Origin of the sequence: Streptomyces sp. NPDC016845, assembly GCF_044332585.1 — a bacterium.
Lineage (GTDB): Bacteria > Actinomycetota > Actinomycetes > Streptomycetales > Streptomycetaceae > Streptomyces.
This window is the reverse complement of record NZ_JBIRPI010000005.1, coordinates 318,640-343,169: the sequence shown is the minus strand read 5'-3', so window position 1 is coordinate 343,169 and position 24,530 is coordinate 318,640. Positions and strand designations below refer to the sequence as shown.

Sequence of the window (24,530 nt, the reverse complement as noted above, 5' to 3'; positions counted from 1 at the left end):
TGATGGCACAGCAGCAGCGCGCTCAGGGCCCGTCCGACCCCGAGGCGACTGGCGGCGGTATGTCAGATGCGCCGGAGATGTGGGGTAACGGCGGGCTCGTCGGGGACGGCCGGTACCGGCTCACGCACAGACTCGGCCGGGGCGGCATGGCCGAGGTGTTCGCGGCCGAGGACGTGCGCCTCGGGCGCACCGTCGCCGTCAAGCTGCTCCGCTCCGACCTCGCGGAGGACCCGGTCTCCAAGGCCCGCTTCACGCGCGAGGCGCAGTCGGTCGCGGGCCTGAACCACCACGCCGTCGTGGCGGTCTACGACTCCGGCGAGGACCACGTGAACGGCTCGACCGTTCCGTACATCGTCATGGAGCTCGTGGAGGGCAACACCATCCGCGACCTGCTCCTCAACGCCGAGGCGCCGGGCCCCGAGCAGGCACTGATCATCGTGTCGGGCGTGCTCGAAGCGCTCGCGTACTCGCACCAGCACGGCATCGTGCACCGTGACATCAAGCCCGCCAACGTGATCATCACCAACACCGGCGCGGTGAAGGTGATGGACTTCGGCATCGCCCGCGCCCTGCACGGCGCGCAGTCCACGATGACGCAGACCGGCATGGTCATGGGCACCCCGCAGTACCTGTCGCCCGAACAGGCGCTCGGCAAGGCCGTCGACCACCGCTCCGACCTGTACGCGACCGGCTGCCTGCTCTACGAGCTGCTCGCGCTGCGGCCCCCGTTCACCGGTGAGACGCCGCTGTCCGTCGTCTACCAGCACGTCCAGGACATCCCGGTGCCGCCGTCCCAGGTCTCGGACGCGACGCCGCCGGAGCTGGACGGCCTCGTCATGCGCTCGCTCGCCAAGGACCCTGACGACCGGTTCCAGACGGCCGAGGAGATGCGCGGCCTCGTCCAGTACGGCCTGTCGATGCTGTACGAGCAGGGCGGTCACACCGGCACCTGGAACACCGGCCCGGTCGCCGCCGCGCACGAGGGCGGCTCCACCGCGGCGATGGGCCTGGCCGGCACGACCGCGCTGCCGCACCCGGGCGACCACGGCACGGCCGCGCAGCCGATGCTGCGCCCGCCGGGCGACGACGGCGGCTTCGACGGCCGGGCGAACCGGGGCGGCGGTGGCCGCGGCAAGCTGTGGATCGTCGCCGCGCTCGCGGTGATCGCGATCGCGGTGGGCGTCGCCCTGGCGCTCAACGCGGGCAAGGACGACGGCGGCGGTGGCGGGACCAAGCAGTCCCCGTCGGCGACCGAGTCGCAGAAGACGAAAGAGCCGAGCAAGTCGGCCGACGACGACGCGACCAAGGACGAGTCGCAGGACCCGGACGAGGACACGGGCGGCCAGAGCGACTACACGCCGCCCTCCCAGCCGGACACGGGCGGGAACGGGAACTGGACGCCGTCGCAGTCGGCGTCGAACCAGCCGCCGCAGCAGACCGGGCAGCCCTCGGCGCCGGAGACCCCGACGGAGACGGAGCCGGAGTCGCCGCCCGCGACGTCCGACACGACCACCGGTGGCAGCGGTGGCGGCAATGACGCGGGCGGGGGCGCCGGAGGTACCGACACGGGCGGCGAGACCGGGGGCAACGCCGGGACCGCGGCCGGTACCGACGTCGGCGGCCTCACCGGCTGAGCCCGCCGCCTCACCGGCTCCGGCTGAGCCCGCCGCCTCACCGGCTCCGGCTGAGCCCGCTCCGAAGCGCCCGGGACAGGCTTCAAGGTCGCCGCACGCGCGCGTGGGGCGACCGGCGCTCCGCCGAGCCGCCCCGCAGTTCGTGCACGGTCACGAACTGCGGGTCCACGCGCAGATAGACCGGGTCGAACAGCTCGTCGTCCGCGAAGTGCGGGGCCGGCCCGAACAGCTCCAGGTCGGCGGTGGTGGGCTCGACCTGCGCGCACGTGCCGACGCACTGCACGGACCACTGGGAACCGGAATCGCCGGGGCCCAGGTTGTCCGCGCCGTACGCCACCACGCCGCCGACGCAGGCCAGGTGGTAGCCGTAGCCGCGGTGCAGGCGGAGCAGCAGCCGTCCGCCCGCCACGATGTGGCGGGCGGCGGCGAGGAACGGCAGGGCGCGCATGCTGGTGGCCACGCGGCCGTGGTTCACCCGCGCGAGCAGCTCGAAGCCGCGCTCGGGGTCGTGCGGCCGCGTCGTCTCGGGAGGCATGGCACCACTGTGCGACGCGGACGGAGCGCGGCAGAAGGGTCGGCAGCCCCCCGCCGCACAGGGCGTAGGTCCCTAAACGGACAAAGGCCCTGGCCCCCACGGGCCGGGGGTCAGTGCTGCTTCTGGGCCTGCATGCGCGCCACGTAGGCCGCCGCCTGCGAACGGCGCTCCATGCCGAGCTTGGACAGGAGGCTGGAGACATAGTTCTTGATCGTCTTCTCGGCTAGGTGAAGGCGCTCGCCGATCGCGCGGTTGGTCATGCCCTCGCCGATCAGATCGAGGATCTTGCGCTCCTGCTCGGTGAGGTTCTCGAGCCGGTCGTCGCCCTTGGCGCGGCCGCCGTCGCGCAGCCGCTCCAGGACGCGGGCGGTGGCCACCGGGTCGAGCAGCGAGCGGCCAGCGGCCACGTCGCGGACGGCCGTGAGCAGCTCATTGCCGCGGATAGCCTTCAGTACGTAGCCGGACGCGCCGGCCATGATGGCGTCGAAGAGGGCCTCGTCGTCGGCGAACGAGGTCAGCATCAGGCACCGGATCGACTCGTCCTGGGAGCGGATCTCGCGGCAGACCTCGACGCCGCTGCCGTCCGGCAGGCGCACGTCGAGCACGGCGACGTCGGGCCGCGTCGCGGGGATGCGCACCAGGGCGTCGGCGGCGGTGCCGGCCTCGCCGACGACCTCGATGTCCTCCTCCATGGCGAGCAGCTCGTGGACGCCGCGGCGCACCACTTCATGGTCATCGAGGAGAAATACCGTGATTTTTCCGTCTTCGCGCACGATGGCAGTCTCACACATCAGCCCTTCCCGCGCGCTGGGTGACCGGGATAACGTGCCGGTGTTCCGGCCCCCTGCCAGGCTGAGACCAGGGCACAGTCCACACGCTGTGACCTGCGACGCTCCACCGGCTCGGCGAGTACTAGGGGTTCCAAGCATCCAATTACTTGGAAATCCAAGCAAAATCGCAGGTCAGGTGGGGTTTCGCAGATGTGTGGCGCACTGGGTAACGTGCTGGGTGAAGGGTGCTTGCCGGAGCACAGGTTCTGTTCGTTTTTCCTAGTCACGCCTGAACCCGGCTCCACCGCACCCACCCCGTGCGTGGACGGATCAGGCGAGCCGAGCCGACTGGCCATCCGGCAATCCCGGGGGCCGGACCGACGGAGGAGCACACGTGACCGTAGACAGTGCTGACAGCACTGCCGCCGCGCAGAAGGCGCAGCCGCCGCGCAAGCGGGCCGCCGCGAAGAAGTCCCCGAGGAAGAGCGCGGCCAAGACCGCCGCGGCTCAGGGGCCTGAGCTGGTCCAGCTGCTGACCCCCGAGGGGAAGCGGGTCAGGACGGCGCAGACCGCGGTGTACGACGCGTACGTCGACGCGATCACCGACGACGAGCTGCGCGGGCTGTACCGCGACATGGTCCTCACGCGCCGCTTCGACGCCGAGGCCACCGCTCTGCAGCGCCAGGGCGAGCTGGGCCTGTGGGCGTCGCTGCTCGGCCAGGAGGCCGCGCAGATCGGCTCCGGGCGGGCCACCCGCGAGGACGACTACGTCTTCCCGACCTACCGCGAGCACGGCGTCGCCTGGTGCCGCGGGGTCGACCCGACCAACCTGCTCGGCATGTTCCGCGGCGTGAACCACGGCGGCTGGGACCCCAACAGCAACAACTTCCACCTGTACACGATCGTCATCGGCTCGCAGGCGCTGCACGCCACGGGCTACGCGATGGGTGTGGCCAAGGACGGCGCCGACTCCGCGGTCATCGCCTACTTCGGCGACGGCGCCTCCAGCCAGGGCGACGTCCTGGAGTCCTTCAACTTCGGCGCCGTGTACAACGCGCCCGTGGTGTTCTTCTGCCAGAACAACCAGTGGGCGATCTCCGAGCCGACCGAGCGCCAGATGCGCGTGCCGCTGTACCAGCGCGCGCAGGGCTTCGGCTTCCCCGGCGTCCGCGTGGACGGCAACGACGTCCTGGCCTGCCTCGCGGTGACGCGCTGGGCCCTGGAGCGGGCGCGCAACGGCGAGGGCCCGACCCTGGTCGAGGCGTTCACGTACCGCATGGGCGCGCACACCACCTCCGACGACCCGTCGAAGTACCGGGCCGACGAGGAGCGTGTCGCGTGGGAGGCGAAGGACCCGATCCTGCGCCTGCGCACGTACCTGGAGTCCCAAACGGACACGGATGAGGGATTTTTCGCGGAACTCGACGCCGAGAGCGAGGCGTTGGGCAAGCGAGTGCGTGATGTCGTACGGGCCATGCCGGACCCGGGCCACCTCGCGATCTTCGAGAACGTGTACGCGGACGGGCACGCGCTCGTCGACGAGGAGCGCGCGCAGTTCGTCGCCTACCAGGCGTCGTTCGCCGACGAAGCGGCCGGGGAGGCCTGAGACATGGCGGTACAGAAGCTTCCGATCGCCAAGGCGATCAACGAGTCGCTGCGCACGGCGCTGGAGAACGACCCGAAGGTCCTCGTCATGGGCGAGGACGTCGGCAAGCTCGGCGGCGTCTTCCGCGTCACCGACGGCCTGCAGAAGGACTTCGGCGAGGAGCGGGTCATCGACACCCCGCTGGCCGAGTCCGGCATCGTCGGCACGGCCATCGGACTCGCGCTGCGCGGCTACCGCCCCGTGGTGGAGATCCAGTTCGACGGTTTCGTCTTCCCGGCCTACGACCAGATCGTCACGCAGCTCGCGAAGATGCACGCGCGCGCTCTGGGCAAGATCAAGACGCCGGTCGTCGTCCGGATCCCGTACGGCGGCGGCATCGGCGCTGTCGAGCACCACAGCGAGTCCCCCGAGGCGCTGTTCGCGCACGTGCCGGGGTTGAAGGTGATCTCCCCCTCGAACTCCTCGGACGCGTACTGGATGCTCCAGCAGGCGATCCAGAGCGACGACCCGGTGATCTTCTTCGAGCCGAAGCGGCGCTACTGGGACAAGGGCGAGGTCGACACCGAGGCCGTCCCCGGCGACCTGCACAAGGCGCGTGTGGTGCGCGAGGGCACCGACCTGACGCTCGTCGCGTACGGGCCGATGGTGAAGGTCTGCCTGGAGGCCGCGGCCGCCGCCGCGGAGGAGGGAAAGTCCCTGGAGGTCGTCGACCTGCGCTCGATCTCCCCGATGGACTTCGACACCGTGCAGAAGTCGGTGGAGAAGACACGCCACCTGGTCGTCACGCACGAGGCACCGGTCTTCCTCGGCTCGGGCGCCGAGCTGGCCGCGCGGATCACCGAGCGGTCCTTCTACCACCTGGAGGCGCCCGTGCTGCGGGTCGGCGGCTACCACGCCCCGTATCCGCCGGCGCGCCTGGAGGACGAGTACCTGCCGGGCCTGGACCGGGTGCTCGACGCCGTCGACCGCTCGCTTGCGTACTGAGAGGGGCCTGACAGTCATGGCGCGCGAATTCAAGATGCCCGACGTGGGCGAAGGCCTGACCGAGGCCGAGATCCTCAAGTGGTACGTACAGCCCGGCGACACCGTCGAGGACGGGCAGGTCGTCTGCGAGGTGGAGACGGCGAAGGCGGCCGTCGAGCTGCCGATCCCGTTCGACGGCGTCGTCAAGGAGCTGCTGTTCCCCGAGGGGACGACCGTCGACGTCGGCCAGGTGATCATCTCGGTGGACGTGGCGGGGGACGCGCCCGCGCCGGAGCCCGAGCCCGTGGTGCAGGCGCCGGTGGAGACCGAGGCCGAGGCCGAGGGTGCCGAGCCGCAGGGGCGGCAGCCCGTGCTCGTCGGCTACGGCGTCGCCGAGACGTCCACCAAGCGGCGGGCCCGCAAGGGTGCCGAGGCAGCGGCCAACGGGGCAGCGGCCAATGGCACGGCCACGAACGGCACGGCCACGAACGGCACGGCCACGAACGGCACGGCCACGAACGGGACGGTCGCCAACGGGACGGTCGCCAACGGGACGGCGGCTCCGGCCGTCGTGGAGCGGCCGCTGGCCAAGCCGCCCGTGCGCAAGCTCGCCAAGGACCTCGGCGTGGACCTCGCCGCGGTGGTCCCGTCGAGCCCGGACGGGATCATCACGCGCGAGGACGTGCACGCGGCGGTGGCGCCCGCGTCCGCGCCGACGGCCCCTGAGGCCCCGGTGCGGGCTCCGGCCCCGGCCGCCGCGTCGGTGGCGGCGCCCGCGGCCTCGTACGACAGCGTCCGTGAGACGCGCGTCCCCGTGAAGGGCGTGCGCAAGGCGACGGCGCAGGCGATGGTCGGCTCGGCGTTCACCGCGCCGCACGTCACCGAGTTCGTGACGGTCGACGTGACGCGCACGATGAAGCTCGTCGAGGAGCTCAAGGCCGACAAGGACATGCAGGGGCTGCGGGTCAACCCGCTGCTGCTCATCGCCAAGGCCCTGCTCGTCGCGATCAAGCGCAACCCGGACATCAACGCGTCCTGGGACGAGGCCAACCAGGAGATCGTCCAGAAGCACTACGTGAACCTGGGCATCGCCGCGGCGACCCCGCGCGGGCTCATCGTCCCGAACATCAAGGACGCCCACGCCAAAACCCTGCCCGAACTGGCATCCGCATTGGGTGACTTGGTGGGCACGGCGCGTGAGGGCAAGACGTCGCCGGCGGCGATGCAGGGTGGCACGGTCACCATCACCAATGTCGGCGTCTTCGGTGTCGACACCGGTACGCCGCTGCTCAACCCGGGGGAGTCGGCGATCCTCGCCGTCGGCGCGATCAAGCTCCAGCCCTGGGTGCACAAGGGCAAGGTCAAGCCGCGTCAGGTGACGACCCTCGCGCTCTCCTTCGACCACCGGCTGGTGGACGGGGAGCTGGGGTCGAAGGTGCTGGCGGACGTGGCGGCCGTGCTCGAGCGTCCCCGGCGTTTGATCACTTGGGCCTAACACCTCGACGGTGCCGCTCCGTTCGCGGTGCGGCACCGTCGTGGCTGGTCGCGCAGTTCCCCGCGCCCCTGTGGGGGCGCTCCGTACGGGACTACTTCTTGAAGCCGTAGTCCATGAGCTTCTTCGCGTCGGACGTGCGGGCGTTGACCGACGTCGACTTCAGGACCGTACCGATCACGGTCTTGCCGCTGCGGGTGGCCGCGAAGACCAGGCAGTAGCCGGCCTCCGGGCCCGAGCCGGTCTTCACGCCGATGGCGCCGGAGTACGAACCGAGCAGCGTGTTCGTGTTCGACCACGACATGTAGCGGTAGCCGCCGGACTTCGTCGAGACCTTCTGCTTCGTCGACTTGGTCTTGACGACCGAGCGGAACGTGGAGTTCTTCATCGCCGACGAGGCGATCTTCGTCAGGTCGCGCGGCGTCGAGTAGTTCTTGCCCTTGCCGATGCCGTCGAACGAGTCGAAGTGGGTGTTCTTCAGGCCCAGATCCTTGGCGCTCTTGTTCATCTTGGCGATGAAGTTGTTCACGCGCGCGGTGCGCGTGGAGCCCGAGCCGAACTTGTCCGCGAGCGCGTACGCGGCGTCGCAGCCGGACGGCAGCATCAGCCCGTAGAGGAGCTGGCGGACGGTGACCTTGTCGCCGACGATGAGCCGGGCCGACGAGGCGTTGTTCTTGACTATGTAGTCGCTGTACGCCTTCTGGATCGTGACCTTGGAGTTCAGGTTCAGGCCGCGCTGGGCCAGCACCACCTTCGCGGTCATGATCTTCGTGGTGGAGCCGGTCGACCGGCGGGTGTCCGCGGCCTTGGTGTACAGGGACTTGCCCGTCCCGTTGTTCATCACGAAGCCGCCGACGGCGGCGATCTTGGGTACGGCCGGTGCGGAGGCGGCCTGTGCGGAGGTGGTCAGCGCTCCGCTGGTCAGCACGGTTCCAGCGACGAGAACAGCGATGCCCGTTATGCGAGTCTTCAAGATGGACGCTCCAAGTGCCCCTAATGCGCCGCCCCTTGGGCGGGACGCGCATTGGTGAGACACCCCGGACGGGTGGGGGGTTGCACAGGCGGAGCACAAAATCTTGTAAAGCCGCCCAGTGCCACCAATTGGCCCGGCATCCCACATGACGGACGCTGTCCGACTTGCGTACCTGTTGTATCTATGATGTGCGCATGCCCTCGACCGTCACCGAGAAACGCACCGCCGAAAAGCGCACCGCCGAAAAGCGTGCCCCTGCCGCCGACCGCGTCTATGACCATGTGAAGCGCGGTGTGCTCGAACGCCACTACGAGGGCGGGACGTTGCTCACCGAGGGCGAGCTCGCCGAGGCCGTCGGGGTGTCCCGCACCCCCGTGCGGGAAGCGCTGCTCAAGCTCGAGGTCGAGGGGTTGCTGCGGCTCTACCCGAAGAAGGGCGCCCTGGTGCTGCCCGTCTCGGCGCAGGAGATCGCGGACGTCGTCGAGACCCGGCTGCTCGTCGAGGAGCACGCGGTGCGCAAGGCGGTCCCGGCGCAGCCGTGGCTGATCGAGCGCCTGGAGGAGCTGCTCGACACCCAGCGGCTCCAGGCCGCCGCGGGGCAGTTCGCGGACGCCGCCGCCACCGACCGGTGCTTCCACGCGGAGATCGTGCGCAGCGGGGGCAACGAGATCCTCTCCCGCCTCTACGACCAGCTGCGCGACCGGCAGCTGCGGATGGGCGTCGCCGTCATGCACTCCCACCCGGACCGCATCGCCAAGACCCTCGCCGAGCACGGCGAACTCCTCGACGCGCTGCGCGCCGGGGACGTCGAGGCGGCGGTCGCCGTGGTGCGGCGGCACGTGGGCTGGTTCCAGAGCCTGGCGCGGGGTGACGTGCGATGAGCTCCGCCTCCTCCGCCTCGTCCGCCTCATCCGGGTCCCCCGCCTCGTCCCTGCCCGGGGATCCGCCGGGCGGACGCAGAGCGATAGCCGTGTGGTGCATCGGCGTCGCCGTCTACTTCGTCGCCGTCATCTTCCGTACGTCGCTGGGCGTGGCCGGGCTCGACGCCGTCGAGCGGTTCCACATCAACGCCTCCGCGCTCTCCACCTTCTCGATCCTCCAGCTGCTCGTGTACGCGGGCATGCAGATACCCGTCGGCCTGATGGTCGACCGGCTCGGCACGAAGAAGGTGCTGACGTTCGGCGTGGTGCTGTTCACCATCGGACAGCTCGGCTTCGCGTTCTCGTCGTCGTACGGGATGGCGCTCGCCTCGCGGGCGCTGCTCGGGTGCGGTGACGCGATGACGTTCATCAGCGTGCTGCGGCTCGGCACCCGCTGGTTCCCGGCGCGGCGCGGGCCGCTGGTCGCGCAGCTCGCCGGGCTCGTCGGCATGGCGGGCAACCTGGTCTCCACCCTGGTCATCGCGCGGCTGCTGCACGGGGTCGGCTGGGAGGCCGCGTTCGCCGGGAGCGCGTTCGCGGGCGTCGTCGTCCTGGTGCTGATGCTGTTCTTCCTCAAGGACCACCCCGAGGGGTTCGAGCCCGCGCCGGTGCCCGCGTCGCACAAGGGGACGGTGTATGTGCGGGCGCAGATCGCGGCGGCCTGGCGGGAGCCGGGGACGCGGCTGGGGATGTGGGTGCACTTCACCACGCAGTTCCCGGCGATGGTCTTCCTGCTGCTGTGGGGGCTGCCGTTCCTCGTCGAGGCGCAGGGGCTGTCGCGGGGGGTCGCCGGTGAGCTGCTGACGCTTGTGGTCCTGGCCAACATGGTCGTCGGGCTCGTGTACGGGCAGATCGTCGCCCGGCATCATGCGGCGCGGCTGCCGTTGGCGCTCGGGACGGTGGGGGTGACCGCGCTGGTGTGGGCCGCGCCCATCGCCTGGCCGGGGCGGGCGCCCATGTGGCTGCTCGTCGTGATGTGCGTGGTGCTCGGGGCGTGCGGACCCGCGTCCATGATCGGGTTCGATTTCGCTCGGCCGGCGAATCCGCCTGAGCGGCAGGGGACCGGGTCCGGGATCGTGAACATGGGCGGGTTCATCGCGTCCATGACTACGTTGCTGCTGGTCGGGGTCTTGCTTGATGCCTCCGGCGATGACTACCGGGTGGCGTTTTCCGCGGTGTTCTTGTTGCAGGTGCTGGGGGTCAGCCAGATTCTGCGGCTGCGGAGGAGGGCGGCTCGCGCCGAGCGGGAGCGGCTGGTCGCGTCCCGGGTCACGTCTGTGCACGTGCCGGCGTGAGCCGTACGGGGTTGTAGCGGCGGCCCTTTTTGCCGACGCGTGCCCGGCGCTGGGGTCCGCCTTGCCCACCCGTGCCACCCCGGGGCTCCGGACGAAGTCCGGGGGAGGCAGACGGCCCAAGGCAGACGGCCCAAGGCGGGGCGAGCCGCGGCGGGGCGGGGATCGGCGGAGGCGGCAACCTGCCCCGAGGCGGGGTGGTGGTCGCTCGCTGTAGGGCGGGCCAGTTGCTGTGGCTGGCCTGCGGCTTCCGCGTTCTACGGAGTCACTCTCAGCGCTGCCACTATCGCGGCTGCCAAGTCCATGTCGCCGTCTGCCTTCACCTGGTCCCTCACCGCTTCCGGTGTTACTCGGCCGCAGGACAGGCGGACGTAGGTCTCCCAGTCCAGGGCCAGGGTCACCGCCGGGCCCAGGGAGGGCGCTCCGTCGATCGTGCCCCGGCCGTCCGCGTCGACACGGACCGTGCGGAGGAACTCGACGGGGCCGTGGACGTCGAAGACGATGGCCGAGTTGGCGGGGGCCCCCGCGTCCTTCGCGACGACCTTCGGCAGGGCCGCGAGGAGCATGTCGCGGGTGACGTGGGCGCCCGGGGAGTCGAGGTTGCCGGGCTTGCCGAGGGCCCAGCGGAGGTCCTGTTCGTGGACCCAGATGTCGAACGCGCGCCTGCGCATGGCGAACTCGAGGGTCTCCTCGACGGCGCGCGGGCCGCGCACGACGGTCCCCGGGGCGCGGCTCTCGTTCCGCAGCTGACGCGAGCGGCGGATGATCGTGTACTCCAGCTCGGCGACCATCTCCGGCGCCGTGTGATGGCGGCGGACGTCGACCTGGACCTCCTGGTAGCGCTGCGACTCGGTCTGTACGTGGTACAGGTCGCGCGGCAGGGTGTGGATCGGCCGGGGGTCGCCGAGCATCTCGCAGTCGGCGCCGATGACATGGGACACGATGTCGCGCACCGACCAGCCGGGGCACGGCGTCGCGCGGTTCCACTCACCTTCGACGAGCGGTGTGACCAGCTCGGATATCGCTTCCACGGAGTGGGTCCAGGCGTCGGCGTAGGTCTGAAGGCTGGGGTGGAGACTCACGGAAGGGGACCCCTCGAGCGGTGTGGTGCACGGTCGGTGAAGTAGACGGGCGGATGCGGGCGGCGGTGCGGTCGCGGGCTGCGGGGTGGATCATGGCGCGTCCGTGGGGGTCCGGGGGCTCCCCCGGGTTGGCACAGTACGCTGCCCGTAGGCACCCCTGCAGTGCTTTCGTGTGACGATCGTAGGCCCGTGTCGAAGACTCGAATGCCAGGACGGTGGTAGTGTGCGCGCCTCCCTCATCCAGATCGCGGTAAACGAGGGCGAATCGGTCAACGAGCGGCGAGATCGAGTGAGTTCGCTGGTCGGCGCGGAGTCAGGCGCCGCCGATCTCGTCGTCCTCCCCGAGCTGTGGACGACCGGCGCCTTCGCCTATGACCTGTTCGCGGAGGAGGCCGAGCCGCTGGAGGGGCCGACCTTCGAGGCGATGGCCAAGGCGGCGAGCGAGGCGGGCGTGTGGCTGCACGCGGGGTCGATCCCCGAGCGGGACCCTGAGGGCCCGCTGTACAACACGGCGCTCACCTTCTCACCCGACGGCGAACTCGTCGCCGCCTACCGCAAGATCCACCGGTTCGGCTTCGACAAGGGCGAGGCCGTGCTGATGAGCGCGGGCGAGGAGCTGGTGAGCGTACGTCTGCCGGAGACGGTCCTGGGCGTCAGTACCTGCTACGACCTGCGCTTTCCGGAGCTGTACCGGGGGCTGGTCGACCGGGGCGCGGAGACCTTGCTCGTCGCGGCCGGCTGGCCCGAGCGGCGCCGCGCGCACTGGACGCTGCTCGCGCAGGCGCGCGCCGTCGAGAACCAGGCGTACGTGCTCGCCTGCGGAAGCGCCGGGACGCACGCGGGCGTTCCGCAGGCGGGGCACAGCATCGTGGTCGATCCGTGGGGCGAGGTCCTCGCGGAGGCGGGCGCCGGGGAAGAGGTGCTGCGGGTGGAGTTCGACCCGGCGCGGGTCTCGGCCACCCGGGATCAGTTCCCGGCGCTCAAGGACCGCCTTCTCGGCATGGAGACGCCGCCCCGCCGCTGAGAGCGGACCTCACGGATCAGTCGCCGGCCCCCCGTTCCTTCTCCGCGAGGTGGATGACGCAGACCGCGACGGCGATGATCAGGGCCGGGTCGGCGTCCTCGCGGACCACGTTGACGCCGTAGGTGTCGCGCACGCGCAGCCAGCGCCGGGAGATCTCGGCGAGGAGTTCGCCGTCGTACTCGATGGCGAACTCACGGTCCAGGATCTTGCCGCTGACGTCGAGTTCGGTGCCGTCGACCAGCTCGACCCGGTAGTGGTTGCGCAGCAGCGACAGCCGTTTGCGCTTGATCTTGGCGAGCTGGTCGTCACCGCGCTCGATGACCATCGTGTCGCGCAGGGCGAACATCTTCTCGTGGATGTCGATGAGGACGCGCCCGTCGGGACCCTTGAGCTCGAAGGTGTCCCGCAGGTGCATCGCCTTGCCGTCGACGAGGAACGCCTTGTGGCCGTTCTCGTCCTCGATCCAGTAGTCCTCGCCGATGGCGAAGAGCCGTTCCCGTACTTCGTAGCGCATACGTCGATGCTTGCCCGGAAGCCGCCGCTCGGACCCTCCCGCGGTGCAGCCGGGTGACAACGGCGCGAACTCGTCGCACGGCGACAAGACTGCCGCGCCGCTGGGAAGCCCACTCCGGGAGGTACGGCGGAAGCCGCCGTGGTGGAACCTATGCCTTGAGCAGGTGCTTCGTTGTATGAGCAGGTGCTTCGTACGGGCGTGATCCCGCGTTCGCGGAGCGATGGCAAGCTTGAAGCATGAACGATGCTGCCCCTGCGCCCACCCCCGCGCCCCTCCGCCGTGCCCGTGTCCGCGCCCCCGAGCTGATCGGCAAGGGCGGCTGGCTGAACACCGGTGGGAAGGAACTCACGCTCGCTGACCTACGAGGTAAGTGTGTCGTTGTAGATTTCTGGACCTTCTGCTGCATCAACTGCCTGCACGTCCTCGATGAGCTGCGGGAGCTGGAGGAACAGCACCGGGACACCCTCGTGATCATCGGCGTGCACTCGCCGAAGTTCGTGCACGAGGCCGAGCACGCGGCGGTCGTCGACGCCGTGGAGCGGTACGGGGTGGAGCACCCGGTGCTCGACGACCCCGAGCTCGCGACCTGGAAGCAGTACGCGGTGCGGGCCTGGCCGACGCTGGTCGTGATCGACCCCGAGGGGTACGTCGTCGCGCAGCACGCCGGTGAGGGGCACGCGCACGCCATCGCCAAGCTCGTCGAGGAGCTGGAGGCCGAGCACGGGGCGAAGGGGACGCTGCACCGCGGCGAGGGCCCCTACGTCGCGCCCGAGCCGGTCGCCACGGACCTGCGCTTCCCCGGCAAGGCGCTGCTGCTTCCCTCCGGGAACCTCCTGGTCAGCGACACCACCCGGCATCAGCTCGTCGAGCTGGCGGCCGACGGCGAGAGCGTCGTGCGGCGCATCGGCAGCGGCGAGCGCGGCTTCGGGGACGACGCGTTCAACGAGCCGCAGGGGCTCGCGCTGCTCGACGAGAACACCGTCGTCGTCGCAGACACGGTCAACCACGCGCTGCGCGCCGTCGACCTCGCGAGCGGCGCCGTCCGCACCCTCGCCGGTACCGGCAAGCAGTGGTGGCAGGGGTCGCCGACCAGCGGTCCGGCCCTGGAGGTCGACCTGTCGTCGCCGTGGGACGTCGCCGTCTTCGGCGGCAAGGTGTGGATCGCCATGGCCGGTGTGCACCAGCTGTGGACGTACGACCCGCGGGCGGGGACCGTCGAGGTCGCCGCCGGGACGACCAACGAGGGCCTCGTCGACGGACCGGGCGCCGAGGCCTGGTTCGCGCAGCCCTCCGGGCTCGCCGCCACCGAGGAGCGGCTGTGGGTCGCCGACCCGGAGAACAGCGCCCTGCGCTGGGTCGGCCTGGACGGGCACGTCCACACGGCCGTCGGCACCGGCCTCTTCGACTTCGGGCACCGTGACGGCGACGCCGCACAGGCCCTCTTCCAGCACCCGCTCGGCGTCACCGCCCTGCCCGACGGCTCGGTCGCGGTCTCGGACACGTACAACCACGCCCTGCGCCGCTACGACCCGGCGACGGAGCAGGTGACGACGCTTGCCACCGACCTGCGCGAGCCCAGCGACGCCGTCCTCGTGGGGGACGACATCGTCGTCGTGGAATCCGCGCGGCACCGGCTGACCCGGCTCCGGCTGCCCGAGGAGGCCGTCCGCGTCGAGTCCGTCGCCCACCGCACGCAGCGCGCGGCGACCGACGTGGCGGGCGGAAAGCTCGCACTCGATGTCATCTTCCAGGCACCGGCCGGGCAGAAGCTCGACACCCGCTACGGGCCCTCGACCCGGCTCCTCGTCTCCGCGACCCCGCCCGAGCTGCTCGCCTCCGGCGACGGCGCGGGCACCGACCTGGCGCGCGAGCTGACCCTGAACCCCGAGATCACCGAGGGCGTCCTGCACGTCTCGGCGATGGCCGCGTCCTGCGACGACGACCCCGCCAACGAGTACCCGGCGTGCCACGTGCACCAGCAGGACTGGGGCGTCCCGGTCCGCGTCGCCGAGGGCGGCGCGGACCGGCTGCCGCTGGTGCTCGCCGGGATGGACGAGCAGGGGGCCTGACAGGGCCTGACAGCGGCTCAGTAGTCGAACGGCTTGCGGGTGTTCCAGGAGAGCACCTCGATGCCGTCCGCCTGCTTGCCCGCGTACTCGACCTCGCCCGGCGTCTTCAGCGTGACGAAGGCGCCGGACGCGTCGGCGTCGTTCATCACCAGGGACAGCTTGATCGACGTGAAGTAGTCGTCCTCGGCCTTGATGTCCTGGTAGACGGGGAGCGCCGAGTAGACGGTGGAGCCCGGCTTCACGAGGATCGGCTGCGCGGGCCGCTGGTCGTCCTTGGCGAGCGGCACGTCGCCGTTGGCGTCGCCCGGGGTGACGACCGGGAACTTCTGCACGGTGCAGGCGGCGCCGGACTTGTTGACCGCGGTGATCAGCAGGTGGTCGCCCTGCTGCTCCGGGTTCTTGCGCTGGAGGGTGTAGCCGAGCGACGTCACCTTGCACTCGGGCGCGGCGGCCTTGGTGCCTGCGGCGGCGCCGTTCTTCGCGGTGCCGGTGCCGCTCTTGGCGGTGCCGGTGCCGCTCTTGGCGGCGTCCGCCTTGGACGCGCCGCCCGCCTGCGTGTTCGTACCGGAAGCGGCTTCGGCGTCGGTCGCGGTGCCCGTGACCGTGGTCGCGGCGACGGTCGCCTTCGGGGCGGCGCCCTCGTCCTTGGTGCCTCCGTCGCCGCCGGAGCAGGCGGTCATCGTGAGGCCGGCGACGAGAGCGGCGGCGGCGAGAACGGTCGTACGGGCGGTGATGCGGGCCATGGTGGAGATTCCCCCGGTTTCGAGCGGTTGCGATGTGCCCGCCTGGTCCGGCGGGCTGCTGTGTGTCCCACAGTGCCCGCCGCTGTCGCCGTCCGGTCGCCGACGCGTTATCGCCTCGTCGCCGTTTGGCTGTCGGCCCGTGTGAGCTGCGCTTCCGCCCGCTGGATGCCGTCCTCGAAACCCTGGCGCACCGCGTCCTCGTACGCCCGGCGCAGACACGTACGGGCCTCCTCCGCGCGGCCCGTGCCGAGCAGCGCGGCGCCGCGCGAGACCCGGAGCAGGGTCTGCCGCAGGGGAGCGAGCCCTTCGGCCGCGACGCCCGGAAGAGCGAGGCCGCGCTCCGTGCAGGCGAGCACGGCCGGGTGGTCGCCGAGGGCGAGGAGGCGGCGGGCCCGGTGCTCCAGGGCGAGCAGTTCGGTCAGTACGTCACCGGCGGCGCGGGCCAGGTCGGCGGCGCGGGTCAGATGGGCGAGGGGCTCGGGGCCCGCCGCCCCGCCGCGGTCCAGGGCGACGGCCAGGTTGACCAGGGCGGTCGCCTCGCTGGACGGGTCGCCCGCGCGCGCGGCGAGCGCCGGGGCGCGCTCCAAGTGCTCAAGAGCCTGGGCGAGCCGGCCCTCCTCGGTGAGGACCCAGCCGCACAGCGCGCGGATCCGGGCCTCGGCGTCCGGGTCACAGAGGCGCACGGCGGCGGCCACGCCCTGTTCGAGCAGCGGCATCCAGTCGTCGCGTACGTAGCTGACGACGGAGGGCCACTGGAGTACGACCAGGCGCCAGGCCCGGTCGTCGTGCCCGGCGGCGTGGGCGGCCCCGGCGGCCGCCGCGAGGTTCTCGCGCTGCGCGGTGAACCAGCCGAGCGCGGCCGCCCGGTCGGGCAGCGGCGGTCCGCCCAGGTCGGGGCGGACGTCGGCGGGCAGGACGCAGCAGGGCCGGTCGTCGGGTTCGGCGACGGTGGTGGCGCGCAGGGCGGTGCGGACGTAGTGGTCGAGGAGGCGGACGAGAGGTTCGCCCGGATCACCGTGGGTCTCAGAAGAAGGTGGCGCGTCGTCACGGGCGGGGCCGCGCGCGTAGAGCCGTACGAGATCGTGCATCCCGTACCGTCCTGGTGCCCGCTCGGTGACGAGGTGGGCGGCGGCGAGGCGGTCCAGGGCGGTGGCGGCGTCGCCGGGCGAGGTCCCGGTGAGGGCCGCGGCGGCGTACCGGTCGAGGTCGGGGCCCGGCAGGTCGCCGAGGCGGCCGAAGAGGGCCCTGGCGTCGGCGGGCAGGGCGAGCAGGGTGAGGCGGAGCGCGGCGGCGACGCCGGTGTCGTCGACGTCGAGGAGGGCGAGGCGGCGCTGTTCGTCGGCGAGTTCCTCGGCGAGGGGGGCGAGCGGCCACCGCGGCCGGGCGTTGATCCGGGCCGCGACGACGCGCAGCGCGAGCGGCAGGCCCGCGCACAGGGCCGCGAGCCGGGCGGCGGCGGCCGGTTCGGCGGCGAGCCGCTCCTCGGCGCCGGTGGCGGCGGCGAGCAGCGCGGCGGACGCGGGCCCGTCGAGGACGCCCATGTCGACGGTGCGGGCGAGTTCGCTGACCGCGAGCCCGTCGAGCCGCAGCCGCGACGTGACGAGCGCGGCGCTGCCCCGCCCGGCCGGGAGGAGCGGGCGGACCTGCGCGGCGGTCCGGGCGTTGTCGAGGACGACGAGCAGTCGCCGGTCCTCGGTACGGAACCGGTAGGCGGCGGCCAGCGCGCCCGGCGTGTCCGGCAGCTCGCGGGGCGCGACCCCGAGGGCGATCAGGAACTCCCGGAGCACGTCGGCGGTGTCGGGGGCGCCCGGGTCGCCGCCGGCCTCGTCGTCGAAGCCGTGCAGGTCGGCGAAGAGGACGCCGTCGTAGTGCGGGCGTGCGGCGTGCGCCCAGTGCAGGGTCGCGGCCGACTTGCCGACCCCGGCGGGCCCGGTGACGACGACGACGGCGTGCTCGCGCCGCGCGGCGGCGGTGATCGCGGCGAGCTCCCGGTCCCGCCCGACGAACCCGCGCGGCGGACGCGGCAGCAGGTCGGGACCGTCCGCGCGGGGCGCGGGATCGATGGCGGGGGCCGGTACGGGGACCGGTTCGGACCGGGCGGGGTCGGGGGCCGGGGCAGGGGCCTGGCAGCCCGCGAGGATCTCCCCGTACGCCTCGCGGAGCGCGGCGCCGGGATCGACGCCGAGCTCGTCGGCGAGCAGGGTGCGGGTGCGGTGGTACTGGTCGATGGCGTCGGACTGGCGGCCCGAGCGGTACAGCGCCCGCATCAGCGCGGCGGCGAGCGACTCCCGCATCGGGTGGGCGACGGCCTCGGCGTGCAGCAGGGAGGCGGCGCGCGCGTGCTCGCCGAACTCGCCGTAGGTGCGCGCGAGGTGCTCGACCGCCGAGATCCGCGCCTCCTCCAGGCCGTCCGCCGCGACCCGCAACGGGCCCGCGGTGGCGACGCCGACGAGCGCGGGCCCGTGCCACAGCGCGAGCGCCTCGCGCAGCAGGGCCGCCGCGTCGTCGGGCGAGCGCTGCGCGTGGGCGAGGCGGACCAGTTCGTCGAAGCGGTGGGCGTCGAGCAGCGACTCGGGCATCTCCAGGACGTACGCGTCGCCGCGCGTGACGAGCCGCACGCCCCACATGTCGGCGCCGCCCTGCGCGAGCAGCGCCCGCAGCCGCGAGACGTGGCCCTGTGCGACGGTTCTGGCCCGTGCGGGCGGCCCCTCGGGCCACAGCGCGTCGATCAGCTGATCGAGGGGGACCGTCGTGTTGGGGCGCAGCAGCAGCGCCGCGAGGAGGCTGCGCCGCTTGGCGGGGCCGAGCGGCAGCTCCCCGCTCCCGGTGGTCACGGCGACCGCGCCGAGCAGCCGGAACTCCACGGCGTCGTCCCCCTCCACCTGCCCCGAAAACCCAGGTGATCAGGGTACGTGGCGGGGGCTACCGGGGAGTACGCAGCGCCGGGCACATGGCCGGTACGCGCCGGGTCACCGCGGAACAGGATCAGATGCGGCGGTGCCGCTCGTCCTCGATCACGGTCGTCTGCGCGGGCGGTACGACCACGCCGCGGCGCCGGCCGACGCTGCGGAACACGAACAGGCCGATCAGACCGACGATCATCAGGATCCAGCCGACGAGCGTGAGGTTGACCCCCTTCATGTGCCAGTCGGTCGCGAAGCTGAGGATCGCCCCGACGGCGATCAGGATGATGCAACCTCCCATGCTCATGAGGTCCGCCTCCCCAAAGTTGTCTGTCACGTGGCTACTTGAGGGCTCCGGGTACCCGGAGCGCCTCGCGTCACACGGCTGTCGGGGAGGCGGCGTGCGAGCCGCGGGGGTTCTCAGCCCTCCAGGAACGCGGTCAGCGCGTTCGCGAGAAGGTACGGGTCGTCGGCGCCGCACAGTTCACGGGCGCTGTGCATCGACAGGATCGCCGCACCGATGTCGACCGTCTTGATGCCGTGCCGGGCCGCGGTGATCGGGCCGATCGTGGTGCCGCAGGGCATCGCGTTGTGGGAGACGAACGACTGGAACGGCACGCCCGCCTTCTCGCACGCCGCCGCGAACACGGCCCGACCGCCGCCGTCCGTGGCGTACCGGTTGTTGACGTTGACCTTGAGGATCGGGCCGCCGTTGGCGCGCGGATGGTGCGTGGGGTCGTGGCGCTCGCCGTAGTTCGGGTGCACGGCGTGCCCGGTGTCCGACGACAGGCACACCGTCCCGGCGAAGGCCCGCGCGCGGTCCTCGTAGGAGCCGCCGCGTGCGAAGACGGAACGTTCCAGCACGGTGCCGAGCAGCGGGCCGTCGGCGCCGGTGTCGGACTGCGACCCGTTCTCCTCGTGGTCGAAGGCGGCGAGCACCGGGATGTACGGGAGCGCGCCCGCGTCGTCACGCCTGCCGACCTCGGCAAGGGCGGCGGTGCAGGCGTGCACGGACAGCAGGTTGTCCATCCGGGGCCCTGCGACGAGTTCCTTGTCGCGGCCCAGGTAGGCGGGGGGTTCGACCGAGTACGTCATGAGGTCCCAGCCGGTGATCGAGCGGCGCTCCAGGCCGTACTCGTCCTCGACGAAGCCCAGCAGATCACCCTCGTGCACGTCGCCGCCCAGGCCCCAGATGGGCTGCATGTGGCGCTGCTTGTCCAGCTTCAGACCGTCGGCGGTGACGGAGCGGTCCAGGTGGATCGCGAGCTGCGGGACGCGCAGCAGCGGGCGGTCGATGTCGATGAGCCGCTCGCTGCCGTCGCGGAGCGAGATCCGGCCCGCCAGGCCGAGGTCCCGGTCCAGCCAGCTGTTCAGCAGCGGGCCGCCGTAGACCTCGACGGCGACCTGGCGCCAGCCGTTGCTCCCCATGTCGGGCTGCGGCTTCACCCGCAGGTTCGGGGAGTCCGTGTGCGCGCCGACGATGCGGAACGGGGTGTGCGGGTGCGCTCCGCTCGGCACGTACCAGGCGACGACGGCGCCGCCGCGCGTCACGAACTTGCCTCCGCTGGTGCCGTCCCAGGCGTCGACCTCCGCGACCTGCTTGAACCCCGCCTCCTCCAGGCGTGCGGACACCGTTGCCACGGCGTGGTACGGGGTGGGGCTTGCGGCGAGGAAGGTCAACAGGTCGTCGGTGTGCCCGCGATCGAAGGGGCCGGGAGGGTTTGCCATGCCGCCAGGGTAGTGCGGGTTGCCGGGGCGGGCCTGGGGTGGTCCCGGGCCTCGTGATCTGCCCCGTTTGCACGAAGCGTCTGCCCACCGGGGGTTTCGTGTCTCGCGCGGCTCCGTGTCGGCTGGTCGCGCAGTTCCTCGCGCCCCTGAGGGGGTGCCTCTTCGGGTCTTTCGCGGGTGCGGGTGTCGTGGTGGCTTGTCGCGCAGTTCCTCGCGCCCCTGGTGGGTGCGCCTTGGGGTCCGGTGGTGGGTGCGGCGCTCGCCGTGGCTTGTCGCGCAGTTCCTCGCGCCCCTGAGGGGGTGCCTCTTCGGGTCTTTCGCGGGTGCGGGTACGGGTGCGGGTGTCGTGGTGGCTGGTCGCGCGGTTTTTCGCGCCCCTGGAGGCGTGCCTCTATTGCGGTGCGCCCCTGAGATGCGCACGCAGTGCGCATCTCAGGGGCGCGGGGAACTGCGCGACCAGCCACGACGGGAGCGGCGGACGGACGAAGGCCCGTCGTCCCCGGGGGAGACAACGGGCCCGGCCTGGATACCGGCTCGGCGGAGCCTAGAACGCCGCTTCGTCGAGCTCCATGACGTCAAGCCCGGACTCACTCGTGGCCTGCGCCAGCTTGCGCGCCCCGACGACCCCCGGCAGGACATTCGCCGCGAAGAACTTCGCCGCCGCGATCTTGCCCTGGTAGAACGGCATGTCCTTGCCGGCAGCGCCACCCGCGAGGGCCTCGGCCGCGACAGCCGCGCCCTTCAGAAGGAGGTAGCCGACGACCACGTCGCCGGAGGCCATGAGGAGCCGCGTCGTGTTCAGACCCACCTTGTAGATCGACTTGACGTCCTGCTCCGTGGCGGCCAGATCGGTCAGCATGACGCCGACGATCGCCTCCAGCTCGACAGCCGCCTTGGCCAGCGACTCGCGCGCCCCGGCAAGCTCCTCACCGCCCGTCTCGACCGCGAGGAACTTCTTGATCTCCTCGGCGAGCCCGTTCAGCGCGGCACCCTGGTTACGGACGATCTTGCGGAAGAAGAAGTCCTGGCCCTGGATGGCCGTCGTGCCCTCGTACAGCGTGTCGATCTTCGAGTCACGGATGTACTGCTCGATCGGGTACTCCTGGAGGAACCCGGAGCCGCCGAACGTCTGGAGGGACTGCGCGAGCTGCTCGTAGCCCTTCTCGGAGCCGTAGCCCTTGACGATGGGGAGGAGCAGGTCGTTGAGCGCGTGGTCGGCCGACGCGTCCTCGCCCGCCGCCTCCTTGACCTGGATCGCGTCCTGGACCGAGGCGGTGTAGAGCACCAGCGAGCGCATGCCCTCGGCGTACGCCTTCTGCGTGAGCAGGGAGCGGCGGACGTCGGGGTGGTGCGTGATGGTGACCTTGGGCGCCGTCTTGTCCATGAACTTGGCGAGGTCAGGGCCCTGCACGCGCTCCTTGGCGTACTCCAGGGCGTTCAGGTAACCGGTCGAGAGCGTCGAGATCGCCTTCGTGCCGACCATCATGCGGGCGAACTCGATGATCCGGAACATCTGGCGGATGCCCTCGTGCTTGTCGCCGATCAGCCAGCCCTTGGCGGGGTGCTTGTCGCCGAAGGTCATCTCGCACGTGTTGGACGCCTTGAGGCCCATCTTGTGCTCGACGTTGGTCGCGTACACGCCGTTGCGCTCGCCCAGCTCGCCGGTCTCCCAGTCGAACTCGAACTTCGGAACCAGGAAGAGGGAGAGACCCTTCGTGCCCGGGCCGTGGCCCTCCGGGCGCGCGAGGACGTAGTGGAGGATGTTCTCCGACATGTCGTGCTCACCGGACGTGATGAACCGCTTCACGCCCTCGATGTGCCAGGAGCCGTCGTCCTGCTGGACGGCCTTGGTGCGGCCGGCGCCGACGTCCGAACCGGCGTCCGGCTCGGTGAGGACCATGGTCGAGCCCCACTGCTTCTCGACGGCGACCGCGGCCGCCTTCTTCTGCTCCTCGGTGCCCTCTTCGAAGAGGATGCCGGCGAACGCCGGGCCGGAGGAGTACATCCAGACCGCCGGGTTGGCGCCCAGGATCAGCTCGGCGTGGGCCCAGATCAGGGAGCGCGGCGCGGTGGTGCCGCCGATCTCCTCGGGCAGGCCGAGGCGCCAGTACTCGGCGTCCATGAACGCCTTGTAGGACTTCTTGAAGCTGGCCGGGACCGGCGCCGTGTTGGTCTCCGGGTCGAAGACCGGCGGGTTGCGGTCGGCGTCCGCGAAGGACTCGGCCAGGTCGTTCTCGGAGAGGCGGGCGACCTCTTCGAGGATGCTCTTCGCCGTGTCGACGTCCATGTCCCCGAACGGTCCTGTGCCGTACAGCTTGTCGCGGCCGAGCACCTCGAAGAGGTTGAACTCGATGTCGCGGAGATTCGACTTGTAGTGCCCCATGGCGACGGCTCCGTAAAGGATCAGGGAGGTAGACCCGCGGCATGGGGCCCGTCTCGTGCCGGGCTCCGGGATCGTCCTCGTACGCGTACCAACTAGTAATCAACAGGATGCTACCCGTCGGTAATAAGACGCAACCCCTGGCACGGCAACTGTGACGAACGAGCCGTAAGTGGCCGGATCCGCTGCCCGGCCCACCGGCCCCCTCGCCCTCGGTAGGCTTTGCCCCATGTACGGATACGAGCAGCACGCCGGCGCTGCCGGGCAGCAGTACGCGCCGCCGCAGCAGGGCGGGTACGGGCAGCAGGCGCCGCCGCTGTACCCGGAGCCGTCGCCGCCCTCGCTCTCCGACGCGGTCCGCGCGTTCACCACCGGCTCGATGTCCGCCGAGGACTTCCAGCAGATCTTCGCCTCGTCGAAGGTCTACTGCCCGCGCGGCGACAACCCGGGCTTCCTCGCGCTGCACAACACCCAGCAGCCGGTGATCCCGATGTTCTCCACGCTCAAGGAGCTGCGCCGGTACGCGGGCAAGGAGTCCAAGTACTTCGTCATCACCGGCGCCGAGGTGATCGACCTGCTGCCCACCGGGTACGGCTTCGTCCTCGACATGGAGGGCGAGCACCGGATGGTCTTCGACGCGAAGGCCGTCGAACAGATGGTCGACTTCGCCATGCGGCGCATGTACGGCTGATACCGGCCGCCAGCCACCTTCACCGGACGCCCGGAGGGAATTCCCTCCGGGCGTTCCGCGTTCTGGGTGGCAGAAAGTTCTACGTTCAACTAAAGTCGAGGCACGAGGACGCCAAGGAGGCCCCCAAATGCCCGCTGTGACCGTCGAGAACCCGCTGACCCTGCCCCGTGTGGCCGCGCCGGCGGATGCCGTGGCGCGCCCCGTGCTCACCGTGACCACCGCCCCGAGCGGCTTCGAGGGCGAAGGATTCCCGGTGCGCCGCGCGTTCGCCGGGATCAACTACCGCCACCTCGACCCGTTCATCATGATGGACCAGATGGGCGAGGTGGAGTACGCGCCGGGAGAGCCCAAGGGCACGCCCTGGCACCCCCACCGCGGCTTCGAGACCGTGACCTACATCATCGACGGCACCTTCATCCACCAGGACTCGCACGGCGGTGGCGGCACCATCACCAACGGCGACACGCAGTGGATGACGGCGGGCTCGGGCCTGCTCCACATCGAGGCCCCGCCGGAGTCCCTCGTCATGTCCGGCGGCCTCTTCCACGGCCTCCAGCTGTGGGTGAACCTGCCCGCCAAGGACAAGATGCAGAACCCGCGCTACCAGGACATCCGCGGCGGCCAGGTCAAGCTGCTCACCACGGCCGACGGCGGCGCGCTGCTCCGCGTCATCGCCGGCGAGTTCGACGGCCACGAGGGCCCCGGCATCACGCACACCCCGATCACGATGGTGCACGCCACCGTCCGCCCCGGCGCCGAGGCCACCCTGCCCTGGCGCGAGGACTACAACGGCCTGGTGTACGTGCTCGCGGGCCGCGGCACCGTGGGCGCCGATCGCCGCCCGGTCCACGCGGGCCAGACCGCCGTCTTCGGCGCGGGCTCCTCCCTGACCGTGCGCGCCGACGAGTCCCAGGACGGCAACACCCCCGACCTGGAGGTCGTCATCCTCGGCGGGCAGCCGATCCGTGAGCCCATGGCCCACTACGGCCCGTTCGTCATGAACACCAAGGCCGAGCTCCAGCAGGCCTTCGACGACTTCCAGGCGGGCCGCCTGGGCGTCGTCCCGTCGAAGGAGCGCCTGCCGCACACGTAACCGAGCCGCACACGCAACCGACCCGTGTGCCCTTGAACCGACGGCCCGCCGACTCTGCACCCGGCGGGCCGTCACCCATATGTGCCCCTGCTCACCCGCCCGGTCCGCCCGAGAGGTG

The 24,530-nt window shown here is 71.4% G+C and carries 20 protein-coding genes; 10 read left to right on the top strand and 10 right to left on the bottom strand.

Features of this window, described 5'->3' with window-relative positions:
* Nucleotides 1-2: 2 nt before the first annotated feature.
* The gene (locus ACH4RC_RS17440) at nt 3-1,634 is read left to right on the top strand and encodes a protein kinase (RefSeq protein ID WP_398201253.1); all 1,632 of its coding nucleotides are present in this window, start codon (nt 3-5) and stop codon (nt 1,632-1,634) included.
* Nucleotides 1,635-1,716: 82 nt separating this feature from the next.
* On the opposite strand, the gene ACH4RC_RS17435 is transcribed toward ACH4RC_RS17440, so the two are convergent.
* On the bottom strand, nt 1,717-2,169 hold the full coding sequence (locus ACH4RC_RS17435) for a pyridoxamine 5'-phosphate oxidase family protein (protein WP_398201250.1): 453 nt from the start codon (nt 2,167-2,169) through the stop codon (nt 1,717-1,719).
* Nucleotides 2,170-2,279: 110 nt separating this feature from the next.
* Nucleotides 2,280-2,942, bottom strand: coding sequence for a response regulator (locus ACH4RC_RS17430; protein ID WP_398201247.1), 663 nt, complete (start codon nt 2,940-2,942; stop codon nt 2,280-2,282).
* Between the two features lie 391 nt (nt 2,943-3,333).
* On the opposite strand from ACH4RC_RS17430, the gene pdhA reads away from it, so the two are divergent.
* The 3 genes from pdhA to ACH4RC_RS17415 are packed head-to-tail and all read left to right on the top strand — an operon-like array spanning nt 3,334 to nt 7,003.
* Nucleotides 3,334-4,545, top strand: a complete 1,212-nt coding sequence (gene pdhA / locus ACH4RC_RS17425) for a pyruvate dehydrogenase (acetyl-transferring) E1 component subunit alpha (RefSeq protein WP_398201244.1) — start codon at nt 3,334-3,336, stop codon at nt 4,543-4,545.
* Nucleotides 4,546-4,548: 3 nt separating this feature from the next.
* Complete coding sequence (locus tag ACH4RC_RS17420; RefSeq protein WP_398201241.1) at nt 4,549-5,529, top strand: alpha-ketoacid dehydrogenase subunit beta; 981 nt, start codon at nt 4,549-4,551, stop codon at nt 5,527-5,529.
* 16 nt (nt 5,530-5,545) lie between these two features.
* Nucleotides 5,546-7,003, top strand: a complete 1,458-nt coding sequence (locus tag ACH4RC_RS17415; protein ID WP_398201238.1) for a dihydrolipoamide acetyltransferase family protein — start codon at nt 5,546-5,548, stop codon at nt 7,001-7,003.
* 91 nt (nt 7,004-7,094) lie between these two features.
* Here the strand turns inward: ACH4RC_RS17415 and ACH4RC_RS17410 are convergent, their stop codons facing one another.
* On the bottom strand, nt 7,095-7,952 hold the full coding sequence (locus tag ACH4RC_RS17410) for a D-alanyl-D-alanine carboxypeptidase family protein (protein ID WP_398201597.1): 858 nt from the start codon (nt 7,950-7,952) through the stop codon (nt 7,095-7,097).
* A 215-nt stretch (nt 7,953-8,167) separates the two neighbouring features.
* Between ACH4RC_RS17410 and ACH4RC_RS17405 the strand changes: the two genes are divergently transcribed.
* Together ACH4RC_RS17405 and ACH4RC_RS17400 are read left to right on the top strand one after the other, a co-directional pair.
* The gene (locus ACH4RC_RS17405; RefSeq protein ID WP_398201235.1) at nt 8,168-8,854 is read left to right on the top strand and encodes a GntR family transcriptional regulator; all 687 of its coding nucleotides are present in this window, start codon (nt 8,168-8,170) and stop codon (nt 8,852-8,854) included.
* Entirely contained in the window at nt 8,851-10,188 is a 1,338-nt protein-coding gene (locus tag ACH4RC_RS17400) for a nitrate/nitrite transporter (RefSeq protein WP_398201232.1), read from the top strand. Before ACH4RC_RS17405 ends, ACH4RC_RS17400 begins: the two co-directional genes overlap by 4 nt.
* A 254-nt stretch (nt 10,189-10,442) precedes the next feature.
* Here the strand turns inward: ACH4RC_RS17400 and ACH4RC_RS17395 are convergent, their stop codons facing one another.
* Nucleotides 10,443-11,267: a maleylpyruvate isomerase family mycothiol-dependent enzyme gene (locus tag ACH4RC_RS17395; protein WP_398201229.1), complete on the bottom strand. Its 825-nt coding sequence runs from the start codon at nt 11,265-11,267 to the stop codon at nt 10,443-10,445.
* 223 nt (nt 11,268-11,490) lie between these two features.
* Between ACH4RC_RS17395 and ACH4RC_RS17390 the strand changes: the two genes are divergently transcribed.
* Complete coding sequence (locus ACH4RC_RS17390) at nt 11,491-12,291, top strand: carbon-nitrogen family hydrolase (RefSeq protein ID WP_398201226.1); 801 nt, start codon at nt 11,491-11,493, stop codon at nt 12,289-12,291.
* Between the two features lie 16 nt (nt 12,292-12,307).
* On the opposite strand, the gene ACH4RC_RS17385 is transcribed toward ACH4RC_RS17390, so the two are convergent.
* On the bottom strand, nt 12,308-12,805 hold the full coding sequence (locus tag ACH4RC_RS17385) for an LURP-one-related/scramblase family protein (protein WP_398201223.1): 498 nt from the start codon (nt 12,803-12,805) through the stop codon (nt 12,308-12,310).
* A gap of 236 nt (nt 12,806-13,041) precedes the next feature.
* Between ACH4RC_RS17385 and ACH4RC_RS17380 the strand changes: the two genes are divergently transcribed.
* Nucleotides 13,042-14,874, top strand: a complete 1,833-nt coding sequence (locus ACH4RC_RS17380; protein ID WP_398201220.1) for a thioredoxin-like domain-containing protein — start codon at nt 13,042-13,044, stop codon at nt 14,872-14,874.
* A gap of 17 nt (nt 14,875-14,891) precedes the next feature.
* Here the strand turns inward: ACH4RC_RS17380 and ACH4RC_RS17375 are convergent, their stop codons facing one another.
* The 5 genes from ACH4RC_RS17375 to ACH4RC_RS17355 all read right to left on the bottom strand — a co-directional run bounded on the left by ACH4RC_RS17375 (nt 14,892) and on the right by ACH4RC_RS17355 (nt 22,631).
* Nucleotides 14,892-15,617, bottom strand: a complete 726-nt coding sequence (locus ACH4RC_RS17375; RefSeq protein ID WP_398201217.1) for a DUF4232 domain-containing protein — start codon at nt 15,615-15,617, stop codon at nt 14,892-14,894.
* A 107-nt stretch (nt 15,618-15,724) separates the two neighbouring features.
* The gene (locus tag ACH4RC_RS17370; RefSeq protein WP_398201214.1) at nt 15,725-18,499 is read right to left on the bottom strand and encodes a BTAD domain-containing putative transcriptional regulator; all 2,775 of its coding nucleotides are present in this window, start codon (nt 18,497-18,499) and stop codon (nt 15,725-15,727) included.
* 103 nt (nt 18,500-18,602) lie between these two features.
* Nucleotides 18,603-18,827 carry a DUF6458 family protein gene (locus ACH4RC_RS17365; RefSeq protein WP_398201211.1) on the bottom strand — a complete coding sequence of 75 codons (225 nt, stop codon included), beginning with the start codon at nt 18,825-18,827 and terminating at the stop codon, nt 18,603-18,605.
* Nucleotides 18,828-18,940: 113 nt separating this feature from the next.
* Nucleotides 18,941-20,248 (bottom strand): M18 family aminopeptidase, encoded by a 1,308-nt coding sequence (locus tag ACH4RC_RS17360; RefSeq protein ID WP_398201208.1) that lies wholly within the window; start codon nt 20,246-20,248, stop codon nt 18,941-18,943.
* 544 nt (nt 20,249-20,792) lie between these two features.
* Nucleotides 20,793-22,631 (bottom strand): acyl-CoA dehydrogenase, encoded by a 1,839-nt coding sequence (locus ACH4RC_RS17355; RefSeq protein WP_398201206.1) that lies wholly within the window; start codon nt 22,629-22,631, stop codon nt 20,793-20,795.
* Nucleotides 22,632-22,857: 226 nt separating this feature from the next.
* On the opposite strand from ACH4RC_RS17355, the gene ACH4RC_RS17350 reads away from it, so the two are divergent.
* Both ACH4RC_RS17350 and ACH4RC_RS17345 read left to right on the top strand, forming a co-directional pair.
* Nucleotides 22,858-23,319, top strand: coding sequence for an SseB family protein (locus tag ACH4RC_RS17350; protein WP_398201203.1), 462 nt, complete (start codon nt 22,858-22,860; stop codon nt 23,317-23,319).
* 127 nt (nt 23,320-23,446) lie between these two features.
* Nucleotides 23,447-24,412 carry a pirin family protein gene (locus tag ACH4RC_RS17345; RefSeq protein WP_398201200.1) on the top strand — a complete coding sequence of 322 codons (966 nt, stop codon included), beginning with the start codon at nt 23,447-23,449 and terminating at the stop codon, nt 24,410-24,412.
* Nucleotides 24,413-24,530 lie beyond the last annotated feature (118 nt).

Coding starts and splice junctions, on each gene's coding strand:
- ACH4RC_RS17440 (WP_398201253.1), top strand. CDS start 3: ATGGCACAGCAGCAGCGCGCTCAGGGCCCGTCCGACCCCGAGGCGACT.
- ACH4RC_RS17435 (WP_398201250.1), bottom strand. CDS start 2,169: ATGCCTCCCGAGACGACGCGGCCGCACGACCCCGAGCGCGGCTTCGAG.
- ACH4RC_RS17420 (WP_398201241.1), top strand. CDS start 4,549: ATGGCGGTACAGAAGCTTCCGATCGCCAAGGCGATCAACGAGTCGCTG.
- ACH4RC_RS17415 (WP_398201238.1), top strand. CDS start 5,546: ATGGCGCGCGAATTCAAGATGCCCGACGTGGGCGAAGGCCTGACCGAG.
- ACH4RC_RS17405 (WP_398201235.1), top strand. CDS start 8,168: ATGCCCTCGACCGTCACCGAGAAACGCACCGCCGAAAAGCGCACCGCC.
- ACH4RC_RS17400 (WP_398201232.1), top strand. CDS start 8,851: ATGAGCTCCGCCTCCTCCGCCTCGTCCGCCTCATCCGGGTCCCCCGCC.
- ACH4RC_RS17385 (WP_398201223.1), bottom strand. CDS start 12,805: ATGCGCTACGAAGTACGGGAACGGCTCTTCGCCATCGGCGAGGACTAC.
- ACH4RC_RS17380 (WP_398201220.1), top strand. CDS start 13,042: ATGAACGATGCTGCCCCTGCGCCCACCCCCGCGCCCCTCCGCCGTGCC.
- ACH4RC_RS17375 (WP_398201217.1), bottom strand. CDS start 15,617: ATGGCCCGCATCACCGCCCGTACGACCGTTCTCGCCGCCGCCGCTCTC.
- ACH4RC_RS17365 (WP_398201211.1), bottom strand. CDS start 18,827: ATGAGCATGGGAGGTTGCATCATCCTGATCGCCGTCGGGGCGATCCTC.
- ACH4RC_RS17360 (WP_398201208.1), bottom strand. CDS start 20,248: ATGGCAAACCCTCCCGGCCCCTTCGATCGCGGGCACACCGACGACCTG.
- ACH4RC_RS17355 (WP_398201206.1), bottom strand. CDS start 22,631: ATGGGGCACTACAAGTCGAATCTCCGCGACATCGAGTTCAACCTCTTC.
- ACH4RC_RS17350 (WP_398201203.1), top strand. CDS start 22,858: ATGTACGGATACGAGCAGCACGCCGGCGCTGCCGGGCAGCAGTACGCG.
- ACH4RC_RS17345 (WP_398201200.1), top strand. CDS start 23,447: ATGCCCGCTGTGACCGTCGAGAACCCGCTGACCCTGCCCCGTGTGGCC.